This is a genomic window from Terrabacter sp. NPDC000476 (assembly GCF_040300125.1).
Classification (GTDB): Bacteria; Actinomycetota; Actinomycetes; order Actinomycetales; family Dermatophilaceae; genus Terrabacter.
The window spans coordinates 274365-297897 of the sequence record NZ_JBEPDF010000003.1 but is presented as its reverse complement, the minus strand read 5'-3'; the positions used below and the strand labels follow the sequence as shown (position 1 = coordinate 297897).

Here is a 23533-nt window from a genome sequence, read left to right as displayed (position 1 = left end):
GAAAGTCCCTGACCTGCGGCGACGCGGCGGACCCGGCGGGTGCTTGCCCGCCAGCCTGGGTTGAGTCCAGTGCGCGGGCGGAACGCGGAAGCACTATTCCTGTCATGCCGATGGTCGGACGTCTGCGGCACGGCACGGGCGACGCCGCAGCGGATGGCTTGCCTGCGGTTGCTGAGGTGCTGGATCCGCTGATCTATCGTGACGCCGTGAGAAGTGAGCCCCCTCCTGGACGCCACAGGGGTGCCCCCTACCGCCGAACTGCTCCGCCCGGAGGGCAGAAGTCGGTTCTGGGCCTAGCCCTCGGAGGCATGCTCGGCCTGCTGCTCGGACTCGCAGGCTTCAGCAGCGTGCAAGGCCTCCGAGACAACGGCGTCACTACTCAGGCCGAGGTTGTCGACGTCACCCGCGTCAAGTCGGCGTTCAGCTACTCGCTGCGGTATGTGCTCCCGGACGGAACTGCAGTCAGCTGCTCCACGCAGGACGTGCTCGGAGGGCCTGCCAAAGGCGACACGGTTCAGGTTCTCTACGAGCGGGATTACCCGGACGTCAACTGCCAGAGCGCCGATTACGGCACCGGCTTCGAGGGACCAGTCGCCTTCACCGCCATGGGCGGCGTCATGATGGCCACGTCTCTTGGGTTGCACATCTTCAGGCGCCGAGCATCCGGTTGACAGAAGCACGCCACTGTCGCAGATTCCGTTCCGCGGACGGGAATGCGCGATAGCGCGTGCCTACCGGCGACGAGCGCGATGGGCGCGCCTGAGCATCCAGAGGGACAGCCCCAAAGCAGCCACCGCCACCAGGAGTAGACCGCCAGAACCCTTAGTGCTGCAGGACGAGGCGGCGGCGTCAGCAGCGTCAACGCAGGTACCGGACTTGTTCGTCAGCGCGGAGACGACGAAGACGATCGACGCGGCCAAGGCGCCCCACCACAGGACGAGTCGATTCACGAGAACATCCTCTCTTGCCGCTGACGGTGCGTCTGGTGGCCGTCGCCGCTGGGGGCGAGAGGGGACGCCGGCCGATGCCAGAGGCCCTTCCAGACCTTCCCTCACCGCGGCCTGGGCGGACCATTGACAGACGCACCTCGGAAGCGCACTATCATGTTCAGTTGTTCCAGTTAGTGAGGAGTCTCCATGTCTTCGGTGAACCCGCTGGTGGCCAGCGGCGCACACGTGTCATCGTTCCAGACCGCGGTGGCCAAGCGGCATGCCCGGGCGACGGTGACGGCCGCTGGAGACTCGGTCCCACTGACGGAACTGGGCGGTCGCGTTGTGGCGATGCTGTTGGCAGCCTCCGAGGACGATGTTCGTGGCGTCGCAGCGCTTCTGGAACACCACGACACGACGACAACGACCGAGCGCATGGTCTCGCCCGAGGAAGCCGCCGCACTTCTTGGCGTGTCCCGACCGACAGTTGTCCGGTGGGCTAGCTCCGGCCTGCTCGAGGACCACCGCGTGGGCTCTCATCACCGCTACCGGCGTGAGGAAGTCCTTGCCTTGCGGGACGCACGTCGCCGAGCAGCAGAGGATGCCCGGGCAGAGGCGGCGCGCGTGCGCGATAGTCTGACGCAGGCGGGGGTCGATCTCGACGAGCCCCCAACTCGGGAGGAGCGCCGCGCGGCGGCGCTGGCCGCGCGTGGTGGAGACCGCACTGCTCTGCACGCGGTGATGGAACGGCAGCGCAGGTCGGACGCCCGTCAGGCCGCGGAGGCGGCCAGCACGCCGAAGCGCCTATCGTGACGTTGGCGGACCACGAGTGGCCTGACCCGCTGGATGGCGAGTACGAACTGAGACTGACCCTACGGGCGTTGGAAGACCTGGGCGCGAAGGCGTGCGGTGCGGCAGACCTCGACGGCGTCGCCGCTGTGACGGGGTACCCGGACATCGTGGAGAAGTTCGCGAAAATGCGCGCGCTAGACCCTCGCGGGACTGAGGCTCCGCTGTCGAAGGTGCATCGCGCGGACATCTACAAACTGGACGGTCGGGACGGCCAGCGCGCCGTCACCTGGTACGACACTGCGCACGCCGTGGTCTGGCTTCTTGGCTTCACGCCCGAGCACGACTACAGCCTGTTCGTGAGCCGCGCCGGCACGGCGGAGACGCGCGGAGCCGGTGGGGACAACCAGCTCATGCCCAGCACGCAGGACTACCTCGACCTCGCTGACGAACGCGGCGGGCACCAGCGCCTCGATCGTGTCATCGACGGTCTGCTCGCACTGGTGGAACGCGCTCGGACCAGCCCCGAAGAGGTGGCCCGAGGCACCTTGGCTCAAGCCGTCCGGGCCGAGGCCACGATCTCCCCGGCACCCGACGGTCCGCGACTGTCTCTACGCTTCCGCATGCCTCCGATCGAGGCCGGCCTGCTGCCGAGTGGCTTCGAGTATGAGTTCATCGTGATGCTGCCAGATGTGCTCGAAGACTCTGTCGACTACAGCCCCTTCCCCGGAGTCGCAGTGCAGGGGGCCATCACCGTGTCCGCGCTGCTGAGGTCCTAGCCAAGCGGTCGAGAGTCGTACGCCGAGGCCCCCGGGCAGCACGTATGTCGGCACCGAGGGAGGCCATGCGCTGGATCGCAGCCCGGGTCCAGTAGCCTGTCTCCCGTTGGCCGGCCCGACAGGGCCTCGTAACAGCGAGGGTTACAACGACCCTTGCAGCGAGGTTTCCATCGAGGATTTCAGGCATGCCCCGCCCTCGTAGCTCAGGGGATAGAGCACCGCTCTCCTAAAGCGGGTGTCGCAGGTTCGAATCCTGCCGGGGGCACCACAGCAGCATCGGTCGCCGGCCGCAACGCGCAGCCGGGATGAACCTGCCGATGATGCTGCGGATGAAGGTGCATCCGGTGGGGTGATCACCCCATCAGATGCAGGTTCATCGGCAGCATCATCCGTCCGGCCATCCATCGCAGGGCGCGACGCCGGCCGCCGACGCCCGCCCGACGCGTCAGGTGGACCGGGGGCACCACGACGCCACGCCGTCGCGTTCGCACGGCCGCGTCACCGGCACCGCAGCGCCGTCGACCCGACGCGTCACGGCGCGCTCGCCGAGCGGCGAGGCGAGCCGCAGCTCGACCGAAGCGGTCCGGCCGTCGGTCCCGACGCCCGCGCAGGCCCGCCCCTGCGGCTCGGCGAAGCCCGTCACCTGCTCGACCGACACGGCCGACGCCGTCTCCGACGCCGCGACCGCGACCTGGCCGACGCAGATGCCGTCCTGGGTCCACGGGAACACCACCATCACCACCAATGGGTCTCCGCCCTCGCCGAGCAGCTGCACGCCGACCGGCGCCAGCGACACGCGGGCGGGCTCGTCGCGCAGCGGCCCGACCCCGGCGCGCCCGAGCAGCACCCCGACGAGGCCGGTGAGCCCGACGACCCCCACGACCACGGCGGCAACCACCGCCACCGTCCTGCGACGCATGTCTCCCCCGTCCCGCAGACGCACCTCTCGCCTCACCGTCCCGCGCCCACGGGGATGCGTCAACCGCCCACCCCACCGCCCGTCGTGGTGCCACCATCGAGGGAGACCGGCACCGAGCGAGACGAGCACCCATGGCAGAGCACCCCGACCACGGCTTCCTCACCGAGCCGGAGGTCACGCCCGAGATCCAGGCGTACTACGACAGCGACGTCGCCGACCACGGCTACGTCATGAACCTCAGCCGCGTCTGGGCGCACTCCCCGGCCGCGCACGACCGGCTCTTCGAGCTGCTCGCCGACCTCGCGCGCGTCGGCGGGCTCACCTTCCGCCAGCGCGGCATCCTCGTCTCGGCGATGGCCTCGACCGCCGGCGACTCCTACTGCTCCCTCGCATGGGGCGGCCGGCTCGCCATCGAGGCCGGCGACGCCGTCGCGGGTTCGGTCCTGCACCACGACGACGCAGGTCTCGAGCCCGCCGACGCCGCCCTAGCCACCTGGGCGCGCACCGTCACCCGCGACGCCAACGCGACGACCGCCGACGACCTCCAGCCGCTGCGCGCGGCCGGTTTCGGCGACCGGCAGATCTTCGCGATCACGGCGTTCGTCGCGCTCCGGCGCGCGTTCTCGCTCGTCAACGACGCCCTCGGCGTGCGCCCCGACCGCCAGCTGCGCGACGACGCCTCCCCGACGGTGCGCGACGCCGTGTCGTTCGGGCGCCCGCCCGCCGACCGCCCCTCCTGACACCGCCCGTCGCGCCGACCACGTATGCCGTCGGCTCGCTCCGCGCCCTCCGCCCGACCCGCGGCGGCGAGCTGTCAGACGCTCTGGGTGGCGACGCCGCGCAGCAGCGCGAGGTAGTCGTCGGTGGGGCGCGCACCGGTCACGGCGGCATACCCGTTGGCGAGCACGAAGGGCGTCGCGGTGACGCCGAGCGACCTCGCCTGCTGCTCGTCGGCGCGCACCTGGTCGGCGTACTCGTCCGAGGCGAGCACGGAGGAGACCCGGCGCTCGTCGAGGCCGCACTCCGCGGCCAGTCGCTGCAGCACCTCGTGGTCGTCGAGCGCGAGCCCCTCGCCGAAGTGGGCGGCGTGGAAGCGCTCGGTGGCCGCGCCCCGGAGGGCCGGGCCACCCATCTCGCCCGCGAGGGCACACAGCCGGTGCGCGTCGAAGGTGTTCGCCCGCACGGCGCGGTCCCAGTCGAAGACGAGGTCGTCGGCCTCGGCGAGCTCGCTCGCGCGGGCGTTCATCAGGTGCCCGGCACCGGCGTCGCCCCCGTGGCGCACCGAGAGGTGCTCGCGCACCGGCACGCCGCCGCCCACCGCCAGGTCGGGGTCGAGCTCGAACGACCGGAGCCGTACCGTCACGTCGCTGGGCCGCTCGAAGCCGTGCACGGCCGCCTCGAGGCGCCGCTTGACGATCCACGAGTAGGGGCAGGTGAGGTCGCCCCACAGGTCGAGCTCGATGACGGTCGTGGACTCGGCAGCAGGCTGGTCGGTCATCGACTCAGTCAACCACGGGCCGTCCGGGGCCCCGTACGGCGCTGCGCCCCCACCGGTGACCGGTGGGGGCGCAGCGCGAAGGTCTGGCGGGAGCGACCGCTCAGATGCGGCCGTACGACGACGGCGTCGTCCAGATGGAGTGGTTGCCCGTCGTCGTGCCGGGACGCTGCGCGTCGATCATCCGGCCGGGGCTGACGTAGATGCCCACGTGGTAGATCGGCGAGCCGAAGAAGACGAGGTCGCCGGGGCGCGGGTCGCTGACCGGCGTGGCGGCGCGGGCCTGCGCGGAGGCCGTGCGCGGGATCGAGATGCCGGCCTGGCGGTAGACGAAGGAGGTGAAGCCCGAGCAGTCGAAGCCGTTGGGCGTCGTGCCGCCGTAGACGTACGGGACGCCGGAGTAGGCCTGCGCGATGCCGACGATGCCCGAGGCGCTCGGCGCGGGGGCGTTGAGGGCGGCGCGGCTCGACGAGCGCGAGGCGCGAGAGCTGGAGCTGGAGCTGGACGAGCTCGAGCCGGACGAGGACGAGCTCGTGTCGCGGGCGGCAGCGGCCTCACGGGCGGCGGCGCGCTCGGCCGCACGCTCGGCGGCGGCCTTCTCGGCCTTGGCCTGGGCGCGCTCGCGCTTGACCTTGACGTCCTCGATGACGACCGGCTTGACCTTGGCCTTGAGGGCCGGCTTGGCGTAGCCGATCGCGGACAGCGCGCTCGGGGCGGTGACCGTGCCTGCGGCCGGGCCGACGGCCGCGGCACCGGAGACGCTGACACCGGCCACGGGGCTGTTCGAGCCGTCGGCAGCGCTGGCGCTGGCCGGGTTGGCGAACGTCGCGACGAGGCCACCCGAGGCGGCCACGATCGCCGCACCCTTGACGGCGGGCTGCGCTGACTCCCGGGCGATCGTCTTCAGCTCGGAGATCGCGTTGAAGCGACCGGGGGCGCGATGGCGCCCGGGAACGTTCTGAGCCACAGGTTGACCTCTCGACGCCTACGAGGTGAGCTGTCGGGTTCGGGCTTGAGGTACTACCCGGCCTTCGCTCGGACCGGCATCGGTCCGTGGAGGGCTTCACCCCGAGGGCGTCTCACGACGCCCGGAGAACGGTGGGTCCCCCGCTCCTGCCATGGTGTTCGAACTGGGCCCCTGGTCGATGGCAGGACTCGGCGGTCCGACCCGGGGCGCCCACTCGACGGGGAGAGCGAGCCCGCCAACCGTACCCAATGGTCACGGTCTTGTCACTTTCCGTCCACAGGTGTCCCGGGCACGTCCCGAGGGGGTGTGGAGCGGGTGTGGAGCGGGTGCAGCGGCCCCTCGGCGGCCGCTCCGGCCGGGGCTCAGGCGGCCTGGCAGAAGACGTGGACCGCGACGTCGGCCGGCAGCGAGACACCGGTCGAGGGCTCGCTGCCCTCGCGCACGGCCACGACGCGCGTCCCGTCGCGCACCACCTCGACGCGGGCGCCGGGCACGACTCCGGCGCTCGTCAGCAGCGCGAGGGCCTCGGGGTCGACCTGCACGGGCTCACCGATGCGGCGGATCGTCACGACCGACGGGGCGTCGCCGACGGCCGCGGTCAGGGTGCGCAGGCCGGTGAGGAAGTCCTCGTCCTGGCGCACGCCCAGCTCGTCGAGACCGGGGATCGGGTTGCCGTAGGGCGACTCGAGCCCCTCGCCGATGAGGCCGAGGATCTTGCGCTCGACCTTCTCCGACATGACGTGCTCCCAGCGGCACGCCTCGTCGTGCGCGTACTCCCACTCGAGGCCGATGACGTCGACGAGGAGGCGCTCGGCGAGCCGGTGCTTGCGCATGACGCGGGTGGCGAGCAGCCGCCCGTGGTCCGACAGCTCGAGGTGGCGGTCGCCCGACACGGCCACGAGCCCGTCGCGCTCCATGCGCGCCACCGTCTGCGACACCGTCGGGCCCGAGTGGCCGAGGCGCTCGGCGATGCGCGCGCGCAACGGGACGATGCCCTCCTCCTCGAGCTCGTAGATCGTGCGCAGGTACATCTCGGTGGTGTCGATCAGGTCCGTCACGGTCATACCTTCTCAGAATCAGGGAGCCTCGGGTGCCGCACGTGGGCGGCCCCCGGTCCCGCGGCGGGTGGGGTCGTGCCGCGGCACCCAGAGGCGCAGCCAGCCGGCGCCGACGACCGCCCCGGCGCCGAGCACGACGGCCGACGCACCGAGGGTCATGACGGCGCTCAGCCCTGACAACACCAGCGGGCCCGCGGCCCTTCCCAGGTCGGCGCAGAGCCGCCAGCCGCCGAGGAACTGGGCCCGGCCGTCCGCCGGGGACGCGTCCGCCCCCAGGGTCATGATGAGCCCCGCCCCGAGCCCGTTGCCGATGCCGAGCACCGTCGCCGCCGCCGTCACCGCCACGAGGCTCGTCGCGAGCGGCAGCAGCGCCATGCCGAGGCCGAGCACGAGCATGCTCGGCACCGCGGCGGCGACGCGGCCGTAGCGGTCCATCAGCCAGCCCGAGGGGTAGAAGAGCGCCATGTCGATGGCGCCGGCCACGCCGAAGACGAGCGAGGTCTGCGCCGGGGAGAAGCCGACCGACTCGGCCCAGAGCGGCACGAGCGCCTCGCGGATCGCGCGCGCCCCGGCCACGCACATGGCGCCCGTGCCGAGGGTGAGCAGGACGTGCCGGTGCTGGAGCAGCACCGAGGCCACGCTGCGCGGCGCGGACCGCAGCGCGCCCTCGTCGTGGCGCGCCGTGATGTCGGGCGCGAGGAGCACGAGCGTGAAGGCCGCGGCGCTCGCGACGACGCCGATGGCATACGCCGACCCGATGCCCCACCGCCCGATGACGAGGGAGCCGATGAACGGTCCGACGAAGTAGCCGATGCGGTGCACCCCGCCGAGCGTGGAGAGGGCGCGGGCACGCAGCGCGACGGGCACGGCCTCGGTGAGGTAGGCCTGCCGGGCCAGCCCGAAGAGCGAGCCGGCGAGCCCGATGACGAGCACGCCGGCGAAGAGCTGCACGAGCCCGCCGGCGAGCGCGGCCAGCAGCATGCCGACGGCCTCGATGACGGCGGCCGCGAGCAGCGCCCGCCGCTCGCCGATGCGTGCGGCGAGGGCGCCCGAGGGGAGGTCGCCGAGCAGCTGCCCGACGCCCATCATCGCGACGAGGAGCGCAGCGACCCCGACCGAGGCACCGAGCTCGCGGGCCGAGACGGCCACGATCGGCGAGACCGCGCCGGCCCCCGTCGAGCCGAGCAGCGTGGGGCCGTATGCCGACAGCGCGATCGCGCGCAGCCGTCCGCCCTGCTCGGGCGGGGTCTCCCCCGAAATCTCGGTCACGCCACAGGACCCTAACGATTGGGTTTCTCGGGTGGCCGCCCCAGCACGCCGGCGGAAGCATTGCTCCGTGACCGGGACTCAGAGCACGAGCAGCCCCAGGGCGGTGGAGGTGGCGTTGGCGGCGAGGACCGCGCACGCCAGCGTCACCACGCCCTGGCGCCCGCGCACCCGCCACGCCCAGCGCAGCAGCGCGGTCTCGACGGCGACGACGACCGCCTCGGCGGCCAGCAGGCGCCCCGGCGACCCGAAGGCGGTCGATGCCGCGAAGAGCAGCGGCTGGGTCAGCACGTTGACCGCGACCGCCCCGGCGACCGCCACGCGTCCGCTCGCCCAGCCGGCGAGCCGGGCCGGCACGACGAGGACGGGCAGCTCGGCCGCGAGCGTCAGCGCGAGCGCCGCGAGCGCGCGAGGGATCATCGCGTGACGTCCGCCGCCGCGCCGCCGTCGCCTCCTGCGCGCACCGTCACGCTCCTCGTGCTCGGGGCCGTCGCGGCCGCCCTCGCCGCGGCTCTGGGCTCGCCGATGGCGACGGCCGTGATCGGCCTCATCCTCTTCGGCATCCTGCACAACCTCCTCGAGATCCGCTACGTCGTCGGCCGCTTCCCGGGCGTGCTCGGCCGGCCCTTCCTCGACCTGCTCGTCGGCCTCATCACCGGCATCGTCGTGTGCCGGCTGCTCGTCGGAGTCGTCGGCCGGCCCGCCCAGCTCGCCGAGGTGGTGCTCGGCTACGCCATCCTCGCCGTCGCGGCGCAGCGCGGCCTGCGGGGCCGTCGCCGGCACGTGGCCTGGGGCGTCATCGCCGTCGCGGCCATCGCGTCCCTGTCGTTCCCGGCCTACCACTTTGTCGTGCTGACCCATTTGCACAACGTCGTGCCGCTCGTGTTCCTCTGGGAGTGGTCGCGCCGGATCGCCTCGCGCCGCTGGAGCCGGTCGTTCCGGGCCGTGCAGCTGCTCTGGGTGCTCGTCGTGCCGGCCGTGCTGCTGAGCGGGCTGCTCGACGGCTCCCTCGGCACCGACCCCGGCATCGTGCGCAGCGTCGTCGGGGACGGTCAGTCGGTGCTCGCCGCGAGCGCCCCACCGGGCGAGGCCGCCACGGTCCTCGGCATGCGGGTGCTCGCGGTCTTCGCCTTCATGCAGACCATGCACTACGTCGTGTGGGTCGCCCTGATGCCCCGCGTCGCCCCGGACGCGTCGGCCGCCTTCGAGTCACGCGCGCCATGGCTGACCGGCCCACGCCTCTGGGCGGCCGGCTTCGTGGCGGCCGCCCTCTTCGCGGTGCTCTTCGGGCTCGACTTCACCCAGGGCAAGGCCGTGTATGCCGCGCTCGCGAGCTACCACGCCTACCTCGAGCTGCCCGTGCTGCTCGCCCTGCTCGTCGGTGGCGCGGCCGCACGCCAGGCGACGGCGTCCCCCGGTGGCAGCGGGGCCGGGACCCAAACCGGCTCCGGGCGGGCCGGGACCGCGCCCGTCGGCGGTGGGGTCGGAGGCGGCGGAGCCGGGCAGGGCCTCGACTTGCGGCCCGAGACCGCACCGGCGGTCGCGCTCGATCCCGAGGTGGGCCCGTGACCGTCCCCGCGGACGCCGCGGCGCCGCCGGAGTACGCGTGGGGCCCCATGCTCGTCGTGGCGCTCGCCGTCGTCGCCGTCGTCGCGCTCGCCGTGGCGGTGCGCCGGATCCGCCGCTACCGGGCCGCGGAGCGAGACCAGCCGGAAAAACCCTTGCCGCCCGATTCCGACGCGACGTAACGTCGAGCCATCGACCCAGAAGGGAGGTGATCCGAGAAGTGATTTCTTCCGGAACGTGTGAGGTGGCCACGCGATAGTCGCGTCCCCACCCACATCCCAGGATGAAGCAGGGCAGTCCGACCACGTCGGACTGCCCTGTTCCCTCGTCCGGTTCGGGCGAGGGCCGTCAGGGCTGCAGGCGCAGGCGGGTCCAGGCGTCGGGGTCGGCCAGGGTGCCCTCGCCGGTGCGGCGGAAGACGATCCGGTCGTGCAGGCGGTTGCTCCGCCCGGCCCAGAACTCGACCTCGTCGCAGACGACCCGCCAGCCGCCCCAGAAGTCGGGCACCGGCACGTCACGGTCGCTGCCGGTGTCGGGGAAGCGCTCGAGCGCCTCCTGCCACCGGCGCTCGAGCTCGGCCCGGTCGGCCGCCGGCCGGGACTGGTCGGACGCCCACGCCGAGAGGCGCGAGCCGTAGGGCCGGGAGTCGAAGTAGGCCTCGACCTCGTCGCGGCCGACGAGCTCGGCCCGGCCCCGGAAGCGGATCGCCCGGTAGATCGCCGGCCAGGTGAGGGCCGCGGCGACGCGCGGATCGGCCTGCAGCTCGCGGCTCTTGGCCGACTCGAGGTTCGTCACGAAGCCCGGGCCGCGCTCGTCGAAGAAGCGCATGAGCACGGTGCGCACGTCCGGCGCCCCCGACTCGTCCACGGTCGCCACCGAGATCGCGGTCGGCTCGGGCACGTCGTCGCGCTCGTCGGCGGCGGCCAGGGCCGCGTCGATCCAGGCCCGCGCCTGCAGGAAGGGCGACGCGGCGACGTCGGACTCGACGAGGCCGTCGCCGCGGTAGTCGACCCGGCGCACGGCCGGCAGTCCCGCAGAGGGTGAGGTGTCCATGACCCCAGACTAGGGTTGGCTGCAGGAGGCCCGCGCGGACGTCAGGCCACGGCGTGCGCGGACCCGTGCGACGAGCCCGGCACGACCGGGCCCGACCGGAGGAGTTCCCCGATGGCAGGCAAGGCCAGGATCGTCACCCAGGGCGTCAAGCTCGGCATCAAGTACGGCCCGCAGATCTGGGTCGCCACGCAGGCCCTGCGCGAGCCCGCCAAGGAGGCCGCCAACAAGGCGATCTCGAGCGAGCGGGCCCGCCGCCAGGCGATGGCGCACGCGACGTCGCTCGCCGACGGCAGCATCCTCAAGGTCTACCGCGGCGACCAGTCGCACTGGGTCGTCTTCAGCGGCGACGAGCCGGTCGGCGTGCACCCGCAGGCCGACCTGCCGGCCGCGGCGCTCGTCGAGCGGGCCGACCTGACCAAGCGCATCCGCCCCGGCGACAAGGTGCGCGCGACCGACCGCGCCAAGGACGCCGCGACCGCCGCCCTGCGCCGCGGCAAGCCGAACCAGATCAACTGACCACGCCTGCCGCGCGCCGCGGGCTCAGTCCCTGACGTCGATGCCGAGCTCGGCCGCGAACGCGTCGGCGAGGTCGATGACCTGAGGCCGGCTCAGCGTCGCGCCGCGCAGCCCGGCCAACCCGACGGGCGCCCGCAGGGTGGCGCCGGAGAGGTCGAGACGGGCGTACCGGCCCCGGCCGAACGCCGGCTGCACGAGCGTGCACCCCTCGAAGGTGAGGCCGTCGACCGTCGCCTCCTGCAGGTCGAGGTCGACGACGACGCAGTCGACGAACGCGACGTCCTTGAGCCGGGCGCCGCGCAGGTTGAGGAAGTCGACCTTGCCGCCGCGCACCGTGACGTCGCGCCAGCTCGAGCCCCAGGCCGAGACGGCCGCGAGCCGGCACCCCTCGACGGTGGTCTCGACGAGGCTCGCCTCGACGAGGCTGACGGAGACCCCGCCGACCCGCTGCCACTCGCTCTCGGACCAGCGCGACCCCTCGAGGTGGGCGTCGTCGAACGTGCCCCCGAGCACGGAGCACTCGAGGAACGAGTGGCCCTCGGCGTGCGCCCCCGTGAAGTCGGTGCCCTCGAAACGGACGGCGTCGTGGTGCTCGTCCCGCGTGCTGAACACGGCGTCACGAAACACGGTCTGGTCGGCGGCTGACGGCATACGCTCACTCTGGCAGTCACCGGTGACGCCCGCTCGTCCTCCCACGTCGTGCGCTCCGGCTGCTCGCACCCGACCGCGGTGGTAGCCGCCTGCACAGCGAGGACCGACATGGCCGACAGCACGCCCGACCCCGACTTCAAGCCCGGTCTGGAAGGCGTCATCGCCTTCGAGTCGACCATCGCGGAGCCCGACAAGGAGGGTGGGGCGCTGCGCTACCGCGGCGTCGACATCGACGACCTCGTCGGCCACGTCGACTTCGGCCACGTGTGGGGCCTGCTCGTCGACAACGCGTTCGAGCCCGGCCTGCCACCGGCGGAGCCCTACCCGCTCCCGGTGCACACCGGCGACGTGCGCGTCGACGTCCAGTCCGCGCTCGCGATGCTCGCGCCGGCGTGGGGCTTCCGGCCGACGCTCGACGTCGACGCCGAGGAGGTGCGCGACAACCTCGCCCGGGCCGCCGTCATGGCGCTGTCGTTCGTCGGGCAGTCGGCGCGTGGGCTCGACAAGCCGATGGTGCCGCAGCGCGAGGTCGACAAGGCGAGCACCATCACCGAGCGGTTCATGATCCGCTGGCGCGGCGAGCCCGACCCGAGGCACGTCGAGGCCGTCGACGCCTACTGGGTCTCGGCCGCCGAGCACGGCATGAACGCCTCGACGTTCACCGCCCGCGTCATCACCTCGACCGGCGCCGACGTCGCGGCCGCCCTCTCGGGCGCGGTCGGGGCGATGTCGGGGCCGCTCCACGGCGGGGCCCCCTCGCGCGTGCTGCACATGCTCGACGGCGTCGAGGAGCAGGGCGACGCCACGGCCTACGTCAAGGGCGTGCTCGACAAGGGCGAGCGCCTGATGGGCTTCGGGCACCGCGTCTACCGCGCCGAGGACCCGCGTGCCCGCGTGCTGCGCGCCGCCTGCGAGCGCCTCGGCGCGCCCCGCTTCGAGGCCGCCGCCGCGCTCGAGAAGGCGGCCCTCGAGGAGCTGCACGCCCGGCGGCCCGACCGCGTGCTCGCCACGAACGTCGAGTTCTGGGCCGCCGTCATCCTCGACTTCGCGCAGGTGCCGGCCTCGATGTTCACGCCGATGTTCTCGTGCGCGCGGACGGCGGGCTGGTCGGCGCACATCCTCGAGCAGAAGCAGACCGGCCGGCTCATCCGGCCGTCGTCGCGCTACGTCGGCGAGGGCCCGCGCCGGCCCGAGGACGTCGCGGGCTGGACCGACGACATCGGCCGCTGACGCGGGCAGGGTCGCGACGGCATACGGGAGCGGGCGGAGCCGCGCCACCTCTCGGCGCGCACGCACGCCGGGTCGCGCGTAGCCTCGCTGGGAGGAACCCAGACACCGGGAGGCAACCGTGGCACAGGGACTGCGCGTGCGAAGGTCGGTGGCCTCCGTCGGGGCCGGGACGCTGCTGGCGGGCGGGGTGCTCGCGGTGGGCCAGCCGCAGGTCGCGCAGGCGGTGCCGCGACTGCAGGCGACCACGGTCGTCGCGGGGCTGCAGTACCCGTGGGACCTCACCTGGATGGGATCGCTCATGCTCTTCGACGAGCGCGGTGGGCGCGTCTGGTCCAAGCGCGAGGGCGCCGCGCCGAAGCGGGTCTCCATCACCGGCCTCCCGCCGCTCTACGTCAACAGCGAGGGCGGCCTGCTCGGCATGGTCGCCGACCCCGGGGCCGCGGCCAACCGGAAGTTCTACACGTGCCAGGCCGTCCGCCGCTCGTCGGGTGCGCCCCTCGACGTCCGGGTGCTGCGGTGGCGCCTCACGAGCGACACGACGGCGGTCTCGGACGGCGCGCCCGTCGTCACCGGCCTGCCGCTGACGAGCGGGCGGCACTCGGGCTGCCGCCTGCGCTTCGGCGGTGACGGCAAGCTCTACGTCGGCACGGGCGACGCGGCCACGGGCACGAACCCGCAGAACCTCGCCTCGCTCGGCGGCAAGGTGCTGCGCGTCAACTGGGACGGCTCGATCCCGACGGACAACCCCTTCTACTCCCGCGGCGGCAACGCCCGCTACGTGTGGAACTACGGCCACCGCAACATCCAGGGCCTCGCGCTGCGCCCCGGCACCTCGGAGCTGTGGTCGGCGGAGCACGGGTCGGACCGCGACGACGAGATCAACCTCTCGGTGCGGGGCGGCAACTACGGCTGGGACCCCGTGCCCGGCTACGACGAGTCGACCCCGATGACCGACCTGCGCAAGTTCCCGACGGCGCGCCGGGCCATGTGGTCCTCGGGCTTCCCCACCGTCGCCACGAGCGGCGCGACCTTCCTCAGGGGGGCAGCCTGGGGCGAGTGGCAGGGCGCCCTCGCCGTCGGGCTGCTCAAGGGCGAGGGCATCGACGTCATGCGGTTCGCCCCGTCACCGACGACGACCGCCGTCGCGTCCGTGACCCGGCTGCCGGCCGCGCAGGGCTACGGCCGCATCCGCGCCGTGCAGCTCGGCCCCGACGGCTCGCTGTGGTTCACGACCTCGAACGGCAGCAACGACAGGATCGTGCGGCTCCGGCCCACGGCGACGGCGCCGACGAGGACGGCGGGCACGCTCGTCTCACCGGTCGGCGTGACGGCCGTCCGCACCGGCAGCCAGGTGACGACCTTCGTGCGCTCCACCGGCGACACGGTGCGCTTCCGCCGCAGCACGAACGACGGCGCGAGCTGGGGGGCGTGGGCCTCGGCCGGGGTCACCTCCACCGACGCGCCGACCGCGACGAGCTCGAGGCCGGGACGCGTCGACCTCTTCACCCGCACGGCGTCGCGCCAGCTCGTGCACACGTGGTTCGTCAACGGGGTGCGGCAGGGCTCGGTCGCCATCGGCGGCAGCGTCATCGCCCAGCACGCCGCGTCGCTCGGCGACGGCACCATCGACGTCTTCGGCATCGCCGTGACGGGCTCGGCCTGGCGCAAGCACTTCGACGGCCGCCGGTGGAGCGGGTGGACGTCCATGGGCGGCGTCTTCACCTCCGGGCTGTCCGCGTCGGCCGACCCGGTCGGCCGCGGCATCCTCGTGACCGGCCGCGGGACGAACGGCGCGACCTACGAGCGCGTGTTCTACCCGACGACGGCGACGAAGAGCTGGGTGCGCCGCCTCGACAGCCTCTCGATCTGGTCGGACCGGGCCCTCGGCGACGCCTGGCCCGGACGTCCGCTGCTCGCGGCTGGCGTCGGCGTCGACGGGCACGCGGTGGTGCAGCGGGGCAGCATCCTCATCGGGCTCCCCCAGGCCTTCACCTCGGCGCCCGACCTCGTCTCGCGGTCGAACGGCACCTTCATGCTCTTCGGGCGCACGTCCGACGGCCACCTGCGCGTCTACGACGGCAAGCCCGGTGCCTACCGCACGACCGACCTCGGCGGCGTCGTCCGCTGACGCCGGAGGTATGCCGCTCCTGCAGGAGTGCGAGCGCCCGCCCAGAGGTGCGCCGCTCCTCCAGGAGTGCGCCGCGCCACCAGAGGTGCGCTGCGCCTCCAGGAGTGCACGGCGCACCGTGCACTCCTCGCGGAAACGTGCACTCCTCGCGGAAACGCGCACTCCTGGCGCGAGCGCGCACTCCTGGGCGCGGCACTCGTCACCCCGTCCATCGCCACGCGTCGGCGATCGCCTGCTCGACGCGACCCCGGATGAGCGACACGTCGTCGAGCTCACGCCACACGAACCGGGCGAAGAACCAGCCCCGGCGGCGCAGGGCGTCCTCGCGTCGCTTCTCCCGGAAGGCCTCAGGGCGATCGGCATACTTCTGCTCGCCGTCGAACTCGACGAGGACCCGGGTGCCCCTGATCCGGAAGTCGGCGAACCGTGTGCCGAGGTCGCTCTCGACCCGGAACTGGGGATCGAGGTCGTGCCCCAGCCGGCGCAGCCGGTGCCCGAGCACGCTCTCCCCCGGCGACTCGGTGCGCGCGTCGGCCTCGCGGAGGATCGCACGCACCGGCCCGATGCCACGGCAGCGGGCCAGCAGCCCGCAGGCGCCGTCGAGCTCGACGGGAGTCAGCAGACCTCGGTGCAGCGCGGCGTCCGCCGCCACCAGCGCCGTGAGCGGCACCCCCTCGAGGCCGGCCTGGACGATGCCCACGGCCAGGGGCACCTCGCCGGGGCGCGACCTCCACAGCACCGGCGGCAGGTCTGGCAGCGGGCGGTGGATCTTGACGCCGGAGCCGTTGCGCGTCGGTCCGGGACCGGTCCTCGTCAGGTGCACGGTGCGTAGGTCCACGCGGTGGTCCGGCAGGTCCCACGCCAGCACGAGAGACTGGTGGCTGACGAGTGCCCGCCCAGCGAAGCGTGCCCGGCCGGCGATCGTGCGCAGGCGGTGGAGGTCACGGGCGTCGCGAGGGGGCCGCACGGCATACCAGCCCCGCAGGAGCGGGACGAGGCGCCCGGAGCGGACGGCTGCCGCGATTGCTGCGTCGGAGTACCCCGCCGCGACGAGCGCGGCCGTGGCCACGACCCCGCGGTCGGCGAGCGGCTCGAGCTCCATCCGCCACATCGTGCCGCGGGTCGGCCGGTGCGTGCAGGGCCCCTGTGGACAACCGCCCCAGCCGCGGCCACGCGCGCGACACGTCCACGGGACGAGAAATGGTGTCCGAGGGGTGGGCAGCTGGGATTCAATGGCGGTCGTGACCGACGCACCCCCGACCTCGCCCATCACGATCCCGGCCGAGCTGCTGCCCGCCGACGGGCGCTTCGGCTCCGGCCCGTCGAAGGTGCGCCCCGAGCAGATCGACCACCTCGTGGCGCTCGGGCGCACGGTGCTCGGCACCTCGCACCGCCAGGCACCGGTCAAGGCGCTCGTCGGCGACGTGCGCCAGGGGCTGCGCGACCTCTTCGGCCTGCCCGAGGGCTACGAGATCGTGCTCGGCAACGGCGGCTCCACCGCCTTCTGGGACATCGCCGCCTTCGGCCTCGTGCGTGAGCGCGCGCAGCACCTCGCGTTCGGCGAGTTCTCGAGCAAGTTCGCCTCCGTCACGAAGGGCGCGCCCTTCCTCGGTGACCCCACGGTGGTCACGGCCGACCCCGGCACCCTCGCCGCGCCCTTCGCCGAGGCCGGCGTCGACGTCTACGCCTGGCCGCACAACGAGACCTCGACCGGGGTCATGGCCCCGGTGCAGCAGGTCGCCGGCGCCGACGACGACGCCCTCGTGGTCGTCGACGCCACGTCCGGCGCGGGCGGCCTGCCCGTCGACATCACGCAGACCGACGTCTACTACTTCGCCCCCCAGAAGTGCTTCGCCTCCGACGGCGGCCTGTGGATCGCGGCCTTCTCCCCGGCCGCGCTCGACCGGGTCGCCCAGATCGCCGCGACCGACCGCTGGGTGCCCGACTTCTTCAGCCTGCCGACCGCGATCGAGAACTCGCTGAAGAACCAGACCTACAACACGCCGGCCCTCGGCACGCTCGCGCTGCTCGACGCGCAGCTGCGCTGGATGCTCGGCAACGGCGGCCTCGACTGGGCGGTCGCCCGCACCGCCGACTCCTCGAGCCGGCTCTACGACTGGGCCGAGCGCACGAGCTGGACGACGCCCTTCGTGGCCGACCCCGCCGCCCGATCGCAGGTCGTCGGCACCGTCGACCTCGACGACGCCGTCGACGCCGCCGCGGTCGCCGCGGTGCTGCGGGCCAACGGCGTCGTCGACGTCGAGCCCTACCGCAAGCTCGGGCGCAACCAGCTGCGCGTGGCGATGTTCCCCGCGGTCGAGCCCGACGACGTCACGCGGCTCACGCAGTCCGTCGACTACGTGGTCGCGGCCCTCGGCTGACCGACCTCCCGCCCGATCGCCGCCCACGCCCGTATGCCGTCCGGCACCGCTCCCCCGTCCGGGCGCCGCCTCCGGGTGGCCGACCTCGCGTGACCTCCGGCCTCCTGCCTCGTTGAGCCGTGCAGACCCGCCGACGGCGACGGGTCAGGCAGCGAGGAGTCCCCATGGTCCGCACCGGCCGCACCGGCCGCACCGGCCGCACCACCCGCACCGGCGGTGCCCACCGCGCGCCACGGCGCACGTTCACCCTCGTGCCCGCCGGTGGCACGGCACGCCGGGTCGCCGCCGCCCTGCCCGTCCTCGCCCTGGCCTCGGCCGGGGTCGCCTTCGCCGCCACCCGTGACGCCGACCCGGTCGGTCGCGCCGCGTCGTCGCTCACCGTGCCCGCCACGGCGATCGACGGGGGCAGCCCCGCCTACCCCGAGGCCGGCCCCGCGCCCGCGCCGATGCAGCTGCCGCCCGTCTTCCAGACCTTCACCCCCGACGACGCCCGCGTGGCCGTCGCCTCGCGGGCCGTGGCGCCCGTGACCGCGTCGGCCGCGGACGCCCCCGTGCGGCTCGACGCGAACGGCATACCGGCTCTCGCCCTCGCCGCCTACCGTCGCGCGGCCGGCGTGCTCGGCGGCGCCGACCCCGGCTGCGGCGTCGACTGGGCGCTCCTCGGCGCCATCGGGCGCGTCGAGAGCAACCACGCCCGCTTCGGCGGCAGCACCCTCGACGCCCGCGGGATCGCCCGGCCGGGCATCATCGGCATCCCGCTCGACGGCTCGCGCGGCACGGCGCGCATCCGCGACACCGACGGCGGCACGCTCGACCGTGACCGCGTCTTCGACCGCGCGGTCGGGCCGATGCAGTTCATCCCCACCTCGTGGCGACTCGCCGGCCGCGACGGGGACGGCGACGGGGTGGCCGACCCGCAGAGCCTCACCGATGCCGTCACCGGGGCGGGCGTGCTGCTCTGCTCCGGCGGGACCGACCTGCGCCGCCCGGGAGCCGCCTACCGGGCCGTGCTGCGCTACAACCACTCCGACGCCTACGCCCGCACCGTGCTCTCGATCGCCGACGCCTACCGACGCGGCGTCCCCGTCGTGCCGCGCAGCGCTCTCCCCGCCGCGCGTCCCGCGTCGGGCACCGGGTCGGCCACGCCCGCCGGCTCCGGGTTCGCGTATGCCGTCCCGGCCGTCCCGCGGCCCGCTCCGTCAGGGTCGTCCCCGGGCGCCCAGGCCACGCCGCACCCGGCCTCGACGTCGGCCACGCCGTCTCCCGCGCCGTCGCGTCCCACCCCGGCTGCCACGCGGCCGACGGCGCACCCGTCGGAGCCGGCTCCGTCTCCCAGTCCGTCGCCGCAGCCGGCGACGGACCGGCCGGCCCTGCCGCTCCCGAGCGTGCCGGGGGTGCCGCTGCCGTCCGTCACCGTGCCGGTCCCGGTGCCGACGCCGCCGGCTCCCGTGGCGACCGTGCCGGCCGCGATCACCCGGCTGCTCGCGCTGCCGTACCTGCCCCTGCTCCCCGGCGACCCGCCGCACCTCGTGCGGGTGCTCGACCCGCTGAAGGGCACCCTCGTCTGCGTGCTCGACGCGAAGGTGGTGCGCTGCCCCGGCGGCGGGCCGCTCGGCTGAGGCCGGGCATCAAACCTCGGCGCCCGGCCTCAGGCCCCGGCGCCCGCGACGGGCGGCGCCGACGCGTCCTCGGACTCGCCGCCGCCCTCGCGGCGCAGGTACTCCTCGATGTTCTCGACGTCGTCACGGTTGCGCTGGACGACCGTGAGCAGGTCGGACATCGAGCTGACCTCCTCGACCTGCTCCTTGATGAACCACTGCATGAACTGGTCGGAGGCGAAGTCGTGCTCCTCGCGGGCGACGGCCGTCAGCGCGTTGATCTGGTCGGTGACCCGCTTCTCCTGCTCGAGGGCGAGCTGCACGGGCGCGACGATGTCGGCGAAGGAGTTGGTCGGGGCCTCGACGCCGGGGATCGCGACGAGCGAGTCGGTGTCGAGGAGGTACTGGACCATCATCATGGCGTGGTCGCGCTCTTCGAGCGCCTGGCGGTAGAAGAGGCCCGCCAGCTGCGGCAGCGTCAGGCTGTCGTAGTAGACGGCGATCGCGACGTACTGCTGGTGGGCGGCGTACTCGTGGCCGATCTGCTCGTTGAGCAGGTCGACGAACCTCTGGGCTGCCATGGTGGGTCCTCCGCGCTGGGCTCGACGGGGTGCGTGCGCGCCCATCCTAGGCACCCCCTCGCAACACACCGAGAAAGACGCAACCCACCGGGATCCGATACCGGTGGGTTGCGTCTTTCTCGGTGTGTTGCGCTCGGGGAGGCGGGGCGGGGGGCGGTCAGCGGTTCACGAGGGCGGCCACGACCGCGATGGCGACGAAGAGTACGAGGGCCGCCACCGTGATGCGGTGGCGGAACTTGAAGTTCACTTCGTCACCTCGGGCGCCGTCGGCACCGCCGAGGCGAGCTGGATCCGCAGGCGGGGATGGCGCTGGGTCTGGAAGGTCACCGCGACATTCTGCCGACGCGCGACCCAGAGGGCCACCGCGACGAGGCTGAGGCCGACGGCGATGGTGCCGATGGCGATGGTCCAGCGCGGGCCCCACACGTCACCGATCCAGCCGATCATCGGGGCGCCGATCGGGGTGCCGCCCATGAAGATCGCCATGTAGAGGGCCATGACGCGCCCGCGCATGACCGGCTCGACGCTCACCTGGACCATGGCGTTGGCCGTCGTCAGCGCGGTGAGGGCCGAGAGGCCGGTCGGCACGAGGAAGACCGCGAAGAGCAGGTAGCTCGGCGCCGTCGACAGCAGCGCGGTCGAGATCGTGAAGCCGACGAGCGCGACGAGCAGCACCCGCATCCGGGGCCGCGCGCGCCGCGCCGAGAGCAGCGCCGCCGTGAGCGAGCCGACCGCCATGATCGAGCCGAGCAGGCCGTACTCCCCCGGGCCCTTGTCGAAGACCTTCGTGGCCATCAGCGCCATCGTCACCTGGAAGTTCATGCCGAAGGTGCCGAGGACGAAGACGAGCGCCATGATGAGCACGAGGTCCGGGCGCCCCTTGACGTAGCGCAGCCCCTCGCGGATCTGGCCCTTGCCGCGGGCCCGCGGCGACGGCGTCAGCAGCCGGGTGTCCATCCGCAGCAGCGCGACGAGGACGAAGACGAAGGTCGCCGCGTTGACGTAGAGCGCGGGCGCGATGCCGAACCCGGCGATGACGAGACCGGCGACGGCCGGGCCGATGAGCCGGCCGAGGTTGAACGACGCGCTGTTGAGGGCGACGGCGTTCGGCAGGTGCGCGGTGTCGACCATCTCGGAGACGAACGTCTGGCGGGCCGGGTTGTCGACCGCCGTCGCGACACCCTGGAGGAAGGCGAGCGCGTAGACGTGCCAGAGCTCGACGACCCCGGTCGCCGTCAGCACCGCGAGCAGCAGGGCCGTGACGAGCAGGGCGGTCTGCGTGAGGAAGAGGATGCGCCGCTTCGGGAAGCGGTCGACGATCATGCCGGCGAACGGCGCGAGGACGAGGAAGGGCAGGAACTGCAGTCCGGTCACGATGCCGAGCGAGGTGGCCGAGTGGTCGGTGAGGACCGTCAGCACGAGCCAGTCCTGGGCCACGCGGCCCATCCACGTGCCGACGTTGGAGACGATGGCGCCGGACGCGTAGATCCGGTAGTTCGGGATCGACAGGGAGTGGAAGGTCGGGCTCACTTCGTCGCCACCTTCCCCAGCACGGCCGCAGCCCGCTGCAGCAGCTCGCGCTCCTCGTCGCTCAGCGTCTCGAAGCGCTCGAGCAGCCACTCGTCGCGGTGCCGGCGGATGCGGCGCAGCGCCTTGCGGCCCTCGGCCGTCAGCGACAGGATCACCTGCCGGCCGTCGGTGGGGTCGTCGGCGCGCGAGACGTAGCCGGCCTCGACGAGGGCGCTCGTCGTGCGCTTCATGCTCGGCGCGGAGACCCGCTCGATGTCGGCGAGCTCGCTGTTCGTGCGGGGTGTGCCGTCGAGGCGCGCGAGCACCGAGAAGTGGTGCGGCGGCAGCTCACGGTCGGACTCGAACCGGACGCGTCGCGAGATGCGCATGCAGGCGAGTCGGATGTCGTTCGAGAGCGAGACGAGCTCGGCTCGGCTCAGCGGGGCGGTCGGGGTCTTGGCAGTCAAGAGCGGATCCTCGGAAGTGCAGTCTGGTGATGCTTAGCCTAACTCATTACCTCGGCTAAGCATTCCCAGGCGTCACCTGCTGGGACGCCGCACGCAGAGAAGGCCCCCTCCGGTGCGGAGGGGGCCTTCACGGCATACGGGCTCGGGACGGTCAGGTGATGATCGACTCGAGCGGGGCCTTGAGGAAGTACACGACGAAGAACGCGGCGACGATCCACATGAGCGGGTGCAGCTCGCGCGTCTTGCCGCGGGCCATCTTGACGAGCACCCAGGCGATGAAGCCGGCGCCGATGCCGACGGTGATGTTGTAGGTGAACGGCATGAGCACGATCGTGAGGAACGCCGGGAGGGCGATCTCCATGTCGTCCCACTCGATGTTCTTGACCTGGGTCATCATGAGGAAACCGACGATGACGAGCGCGGGCGCCGCGGCCTCCGACGGCACGACCGCGAAGAGCGGCGCGAGGAAGGTCGCGAGCAGGAAGAGCACGCCGGTGACGACGGACGCGAGGCCGGTGCGGGCCCCCTCCTCGACGCCGGAGGCCGACTCGATGTAGGACGTGTTGCTGCTGACGCCGCCCGCGCCACCGGCGATGGCCGCGACCGAGTCGACGACGAGGATGCGGTCGGTGTGCGGCGGGTTGCCGTCCTCGTCGAGCAGCTTGGCCTCGGTGCCGATGGCGACGACCGTGCCCATCGTGTCGAAGAAGTCGGCGAGCAGCAGCGAGAAGACGAACATGACGGCCGTGACGATGCCGATCTTCTCGAACGAGCCGAAGAGGCTGAACTGGCCGAGGATGCCGAGGTCGGGAGTGTTCGTCACCGTCTCGGGCAGCTTCGGCACCGTGAGCGACCACGCCGACGGGTTCGTCAGCACGCCCTTGTCGTCGAAGACGCGCGGGCCGATCTTGAAGACCGCCTCGAGCACCATGGCGAGCACGGTCGCCGCGACGATGCCGATGAGGATGGCGCCCTTGACCTTGCGGATGAGCAGCACGGCGATGAAGAAGACGCCGGCGACGAAGACGAGGGTCGGCCAGCCGTCGAGGCTGCCGGCGATGCCGAGCTCGCTCGGGGTCGTGCCGGGCGAGCTGGGCCGGCGCGCGAAGCCGGCGTCGATGACGCCGATGTAGGCGATGAAGAGGCCGATGCCGACCGAGATGGCCACCTTGAGCGGCGCCGGGATCGCCTTGAAGACGGCCTTGCGGAAGCCGGTGAGCACGAGGACGAGGATGATGACGCCCTCGATGACCACGAGGCCCATGAGGTCGGCGAAGGTGATCTTGTCGGCCTGGTGCGTGATCACCATGCCGGTGATGAGCCCGTTGATGCCGAGCCCGGCCGCGAGCGCGATCGGGAAGTTCGCGACGAGCCCCATGAGGATCGACATGAGGCCGGCGATGACCGCGGTGCCGACCGCGACGAGCAGCTTGCTCTGCACGAGGTCGGTGGTGCCGCCGATCATCGTGCCCGAGCCGTCGACCACCCCCGAGAGGATGATCGGGTTGAGCACGACGATGTAGACCATCGTGAAGAAGGTGACGATGCCGCCCCGGACCTCGCGAGCGACGGTCGACCCGCGCTCGGAGATCCTGAAGAAGCCGTCGAGCCCGCCGGTGCTGCGGGTGGTGCGCGTATCCGTCGACATGGC

24 protein-coding genes, 1 tRNA gene and 1 riboswitch are annotated in these 23533 nt (G+C 73.0%); of the genes, 12 read left to right on the top strand and 13 right to left on the bottom strand.

The window, feature by feature from the left end:
* Nucleotides 1–308: 308 nt before the first annotated feature.
* From ABT295_RS21195 to ABT295_RS17400, 4 genes are all read left to right on the top strand, one after another.
* Nucleotides 309–671 carry a hypothetical protein gene (locus ABT295_RS21195; protein WP_502991196.1) on the top strand — a complete coding sequence of 121 codons (363 nt, stop codon included), beginning with the start codon at nucleotides 309–311 and terminating at the stop codon, nucleotides 669–671.
* Between the two features lie 465 nt (nucleotides 672–1136).
* Nucleotides 1137–1742, top strand: a complete 606-nt coding sequence (locus ABT295_RS17410; RefSeq protein WP_352395658.1) for a helix-turn-helix domain-containing protein — start codon at nucleotides 1137–1139, stop codon at nucleotides 1740–1742.
* Nucleotides 1739–2497 carry a hypothetical protein gene (locus ABT295_RS17405; protein WP_352395657.1) on the top strand — a complete coding sequence of 253 codons (759 nt, stop codon included), beginning with the start codon at nucleotides 1739–1741 and terminating at the stop codon, nucleotides 2495–2497. Before ABT295_RS17410 ends, ABT295_RS17405 begins: the two co-directional genes overlap by 4 nt.
* Before the next feature lie 192 nt (nucleotides 2498–2689).
* Nucleotides 2690–2765: transfer RNA gene (locus ABT295_RS17400), tRNA-Arg, on the top strand.
* A 177-nt stretch (nucleotides 2766–2942) separates the two neighbouring features.
* Here ABT295_RS17400 and ABT295_RS17395 read toward each other — a convergent pair.
* The gene (locus tag ABT295_RS17395) at nucleotides 2943–3416 is read right to left on the bottom strand and encodes a hypothetical protein (protein ID WP_352395656.1); all 474 of its coding nucleotides are present in this window, start codon (nucleotides 3414–3416) and stop codon (nucleotides 2943–2945) included.
* Between the two features lie 131 nt (nucleotides 3417–3547).
* Between ABT295_RS17395 and ABT295_RS17390 the strand changes: the two genes are divergently transcribed.
* Nucleotides 3548–4156: a carboxymuconolactone decarboxylase family protein gene (locus tag ABT295_RS17390; protein WP_352395655.1), complete on the top strand. Its 609-nt coding sequence runs from the start codon at nucleotides 3548–3550 to the stop codon at nucleotides 4154–4156.
* A gap of 74 nt (nucleotides 4157–4230) precedes the next feature.
* On the opposite strand, the gene ABT295_RS17385 is transcribed toward ABT295_RS17390, so the two are convergent.
* The 5 genes from ABT295_RS17385 to ABT295_RS17365 form a co-directional block, all read right to left on the bottom strand.
* The gene (locus ABT295_RS17385) at nucleotides 4231–4914 is read right to left on the bottom strand and encodes a DsbA family oxidoreductase (RefSeq protein ID WP_352395654.1); all 684 of its coding nucleotides are present in this window, start codon (nucleotides 4912–4914) and stop codon (nucleotides 4231–4233) included.
* Nucleotides 4915–5014: 100 nt separating this feature from the next.
* Nucleotides 5015–5878 (bottom strand): C40 family peptidase, encoded by an 864-nt coding sequence (locus ABT295_RS17380; protein ID WP_352395653.1) that lies wholly within the window; start codon nucleotides 5876–5878, stop codon nucleotides 5015–5017.
* A gap of 3 nt (nucleotides 5879–5881) precedes the next feature.
* A riboswitch (cyclic di-AMP (ydaO/yuaA leader) is annotated at nucleotides 5882–6058 on the bottom strand.
* Nucleotides 6059–6240: 182 nt separating this feature from the next.
* Entirely contained in the window at nucleotides 6241–6936 is a 696-nt protein-coding gene (locus ABT295_RS17375; RefSeq protein WP_352395652.1) for an iron-dependent transcriptional repressor DtxR, read from the bottom strand.
* An 18-nt stretch (nucleotides 6937–6954) separates the two neighbouring features.
* On the bottom strand, nucleotides 6955–8205 hold the full coding sequence (locus ABT295_RS17370; protein ID WP_352395651.1) for an MFS transporter: 1251 nt from the start codon (nucleotides 8203–8205) through the stop codon (nucleotides 6955–6957).
* Between the two features lie 78 nt (nucleotides 8206–8283).
* A complete protein-coding gene (locus ABT295_RS17365; protein ID WP_352395650.1) occupies nucleotides 8284–8622 on the bottom strand; it encodes a hypothetical protein in 339 nt (112 codons plus the stop codon).
* A gap of 3 nt (nucleotides 8623–8625) precedes the next feature.
* Here ABT295_RS17365 and ABT295_RS17360 point away from each other — a divergent pair, with 3 nt between their 5' ends.
* The gene (locus tag ABT295_RS17360) at nucleotides 8626–9771 is read left to right on the top strand and encodes a hypothetical protein (RefSeq protein WP_352395649.1); all 1146 of its coding nucleotides are present in this window, start codon (nucleotides 8626–8628) and stop codon (nucleotides 9769–9771) included.
* Entirely contained in the window at nucleotides 9768–9950 is a 183-nt protein-coding gene (locus ABT295_RS17355; RefSeq protein WP_352395648.1) for a hypothetical protein, read from the top strand. The genes ABT295_RS17360 and ABT295_RS17355 overlap by 4 nt, the downstream gene beginning before the upstream one ends.
* A 166-nt stretch (nucleotides 9951–10116) precedes the next feature.
* On the opposite strand, the gene pdxH is transcribed toward ABT295_RS17355, so the two are convergent.
* Nucleotides 10117–10821 (bottom strand): pyridoxamine 5'-phosphate oxidase, encoded by a 705-nt coding sequence (pdxH, locus tag ABT295_RS17350; RefSeq protein WP_352395647.1) that lies wholly within the window; start codon nucleotides 10819–10821, stop codon nucleotides 10117–10119.
* 111 nt (nucleotides 10822–10932) lie between these two features.
* Between pdxH and ABT295_RS17345 the strand changes: the two genes are divergently transcribed.
* Entirely contained in the window at nucleotides 10933–11337 is a 405-nt protein-coding gene (locus tag ABT295_RS17345; RefSeq protein WP_352395646.1) for a hypothetical protein, read from the top strand.
* A 24-nt stretch (nucleotides 11338–11361) separates the two neighbouring features.
* Here the strand turns inward: ABT295_RS17345 and ABT295_RS17340 are convergent, their stop codons facing one another.
* Nucleotides 11362–11988 (bottom strand): pentapeptide repeat-containing protein, encoded by a 627-nt coding sequence (locus ABT295_RS17340; protein WP_352395645.1) that lies wholly within the window; start codon nucleotides 11986–11988, stop codon nucleotides 11362–11364.
* A 108-nt stretch (nucleotides 11989–12096) separates the two neighbouring features.
* On the opposite strand from ABT295_RS17340, the gene ABT295_RS17335 reads away from it, so the two are divergent.
* Together ABT295_RS17335 and ABT295_RS17330 are read left to right on the top strand one after the other, a co-directional pair.
* On the top strand, nucleotides 12097–13218 hold the full coding sequence (locus tag ABT295_RS17335) for a citrate synthase 2 (protein ID WP_352395644.1): 1122 nt from the start codon (nucleotides 12097–12099) through the stop codon (nucleotides 13216–13218).
* 118 nt (nucleotides 13219–13336) lie between these two features.
* On the top strand, nucleotides 13337–15346 hold the full coding sequence (locus tag ABT295_RS17330) for a PQQ-dependent sugar dehydrogenase (protein WP_352395643.1): 2010 nt from the start codon (nucleotides 13337–13339) through the stop codon (nucleotides 15344–15346).
* A gap of 199 nt (nucleotides 15347–15545) precedes the next feature.
* On the opposite strand, the gene ABT295_RS17325 is transcribed toward ABT295_RS17330, so the two are convergent.
* Nucleotides 15546–16448, bottom strand: coding sequence for a DUF559 domain-containing protein (locus ABT295_RS17325; RefSeq protein ID WP_352395642.1), 903 nt, complete (start codon nucleotides 16446–16448; stop codon nucleotides 15546–15548).
* Nucleotides 16449–16578: 130 nt separating this feature from the next.
* Between ABT295_RS17325 and serC the strand changes: the two genes are divergently transcribed.
* Both serC and ABT295_RS17315 read left to right on the top strand, forming a co-directional pair.
* On the top strand, nucleotides 16579–17727 hold the full coding sequence (gene serC, locus ABT295_RS17320) for a phosphoserine transaminase (protein WP_502991194.1): 1149 nt from the start codon (nucleotides 16579–16581) through the stop codon (nucleotides 17725–17727).
* 164 nt (nucleotides 17728–17891) lie between these two features.
* The gene (locus tag ABT295_RS17315) at nucleotides 17892–19346 is read left to right on the top strand and encodes a lytic transglycosylase domain-containing protein (protein WP_352395640.1); all 1455 of its coding nucleotides are present in this window, start codon (nucleotides 17892–17894) and stop codon (nucleotides 19344–19346) included.
* 29 nt (nucleotides 19347–19375) lie between these two features.
* On the opposite strand, the gene ABT295_RS17310 is transcribed toward ABT295_RS17315, so the two are convergent.
* The 4 genes from ABT295_RS17310 to ABT295_RS17295 all read right to left on the bottom strand — a co-directional run bounded on the left by ABT295_RS17310 (nucleotide 19376) and on the right by ABT295_RS17295 (nucleotide 23530).
* A complete protein-coding gene (locus ABT295_RS17310; RefSeq protein WP_352395639.1) occupies nucleotides 19376–19906 on the bottom strand; it encodes a ferritin in 531 nt (176 codons plus the stop codon).
* 243 nt (nucleotides 19907–20149) lie between these two features.
* Complete coding sequence (locus tag ABT295_RS17305; RefSeq protein WP_352395638.1) at nucleotides 20150–21436, bottom strand: MFS transporter; 1287 nt, start codon at nucleotides 21434–21436, stop codon at nucleotides 20150–20152.
* A complete protein-coding gene (locus ABT295_RS17300) occupies nucleotides 21433–21882 on the bottom strand; it encodes a MarR family winged helix-turn-helix transcriptional regulator (RefSeq protein ID WP_352395637.1) in 450 nt (149 codons plus the stop codon). The genes ABT295_RS17305 and ABT295_RS17300 overlap by 4 nt, the downstream gene beginning before the upstream one ends.
* Nucleotides 21883–22033: 151 nt before the next feature.
* Entirely contained in the window at nucleotides 22034–23530 is a 1497-nt protein-coding gene (locus tag ABT295_RS17295) for an NCS2 family permease (protein ID WP_352395636.1), read from the bottom strand.
* Nucleotides 23531–23533 lie beyond the last annotated feature (3 nt).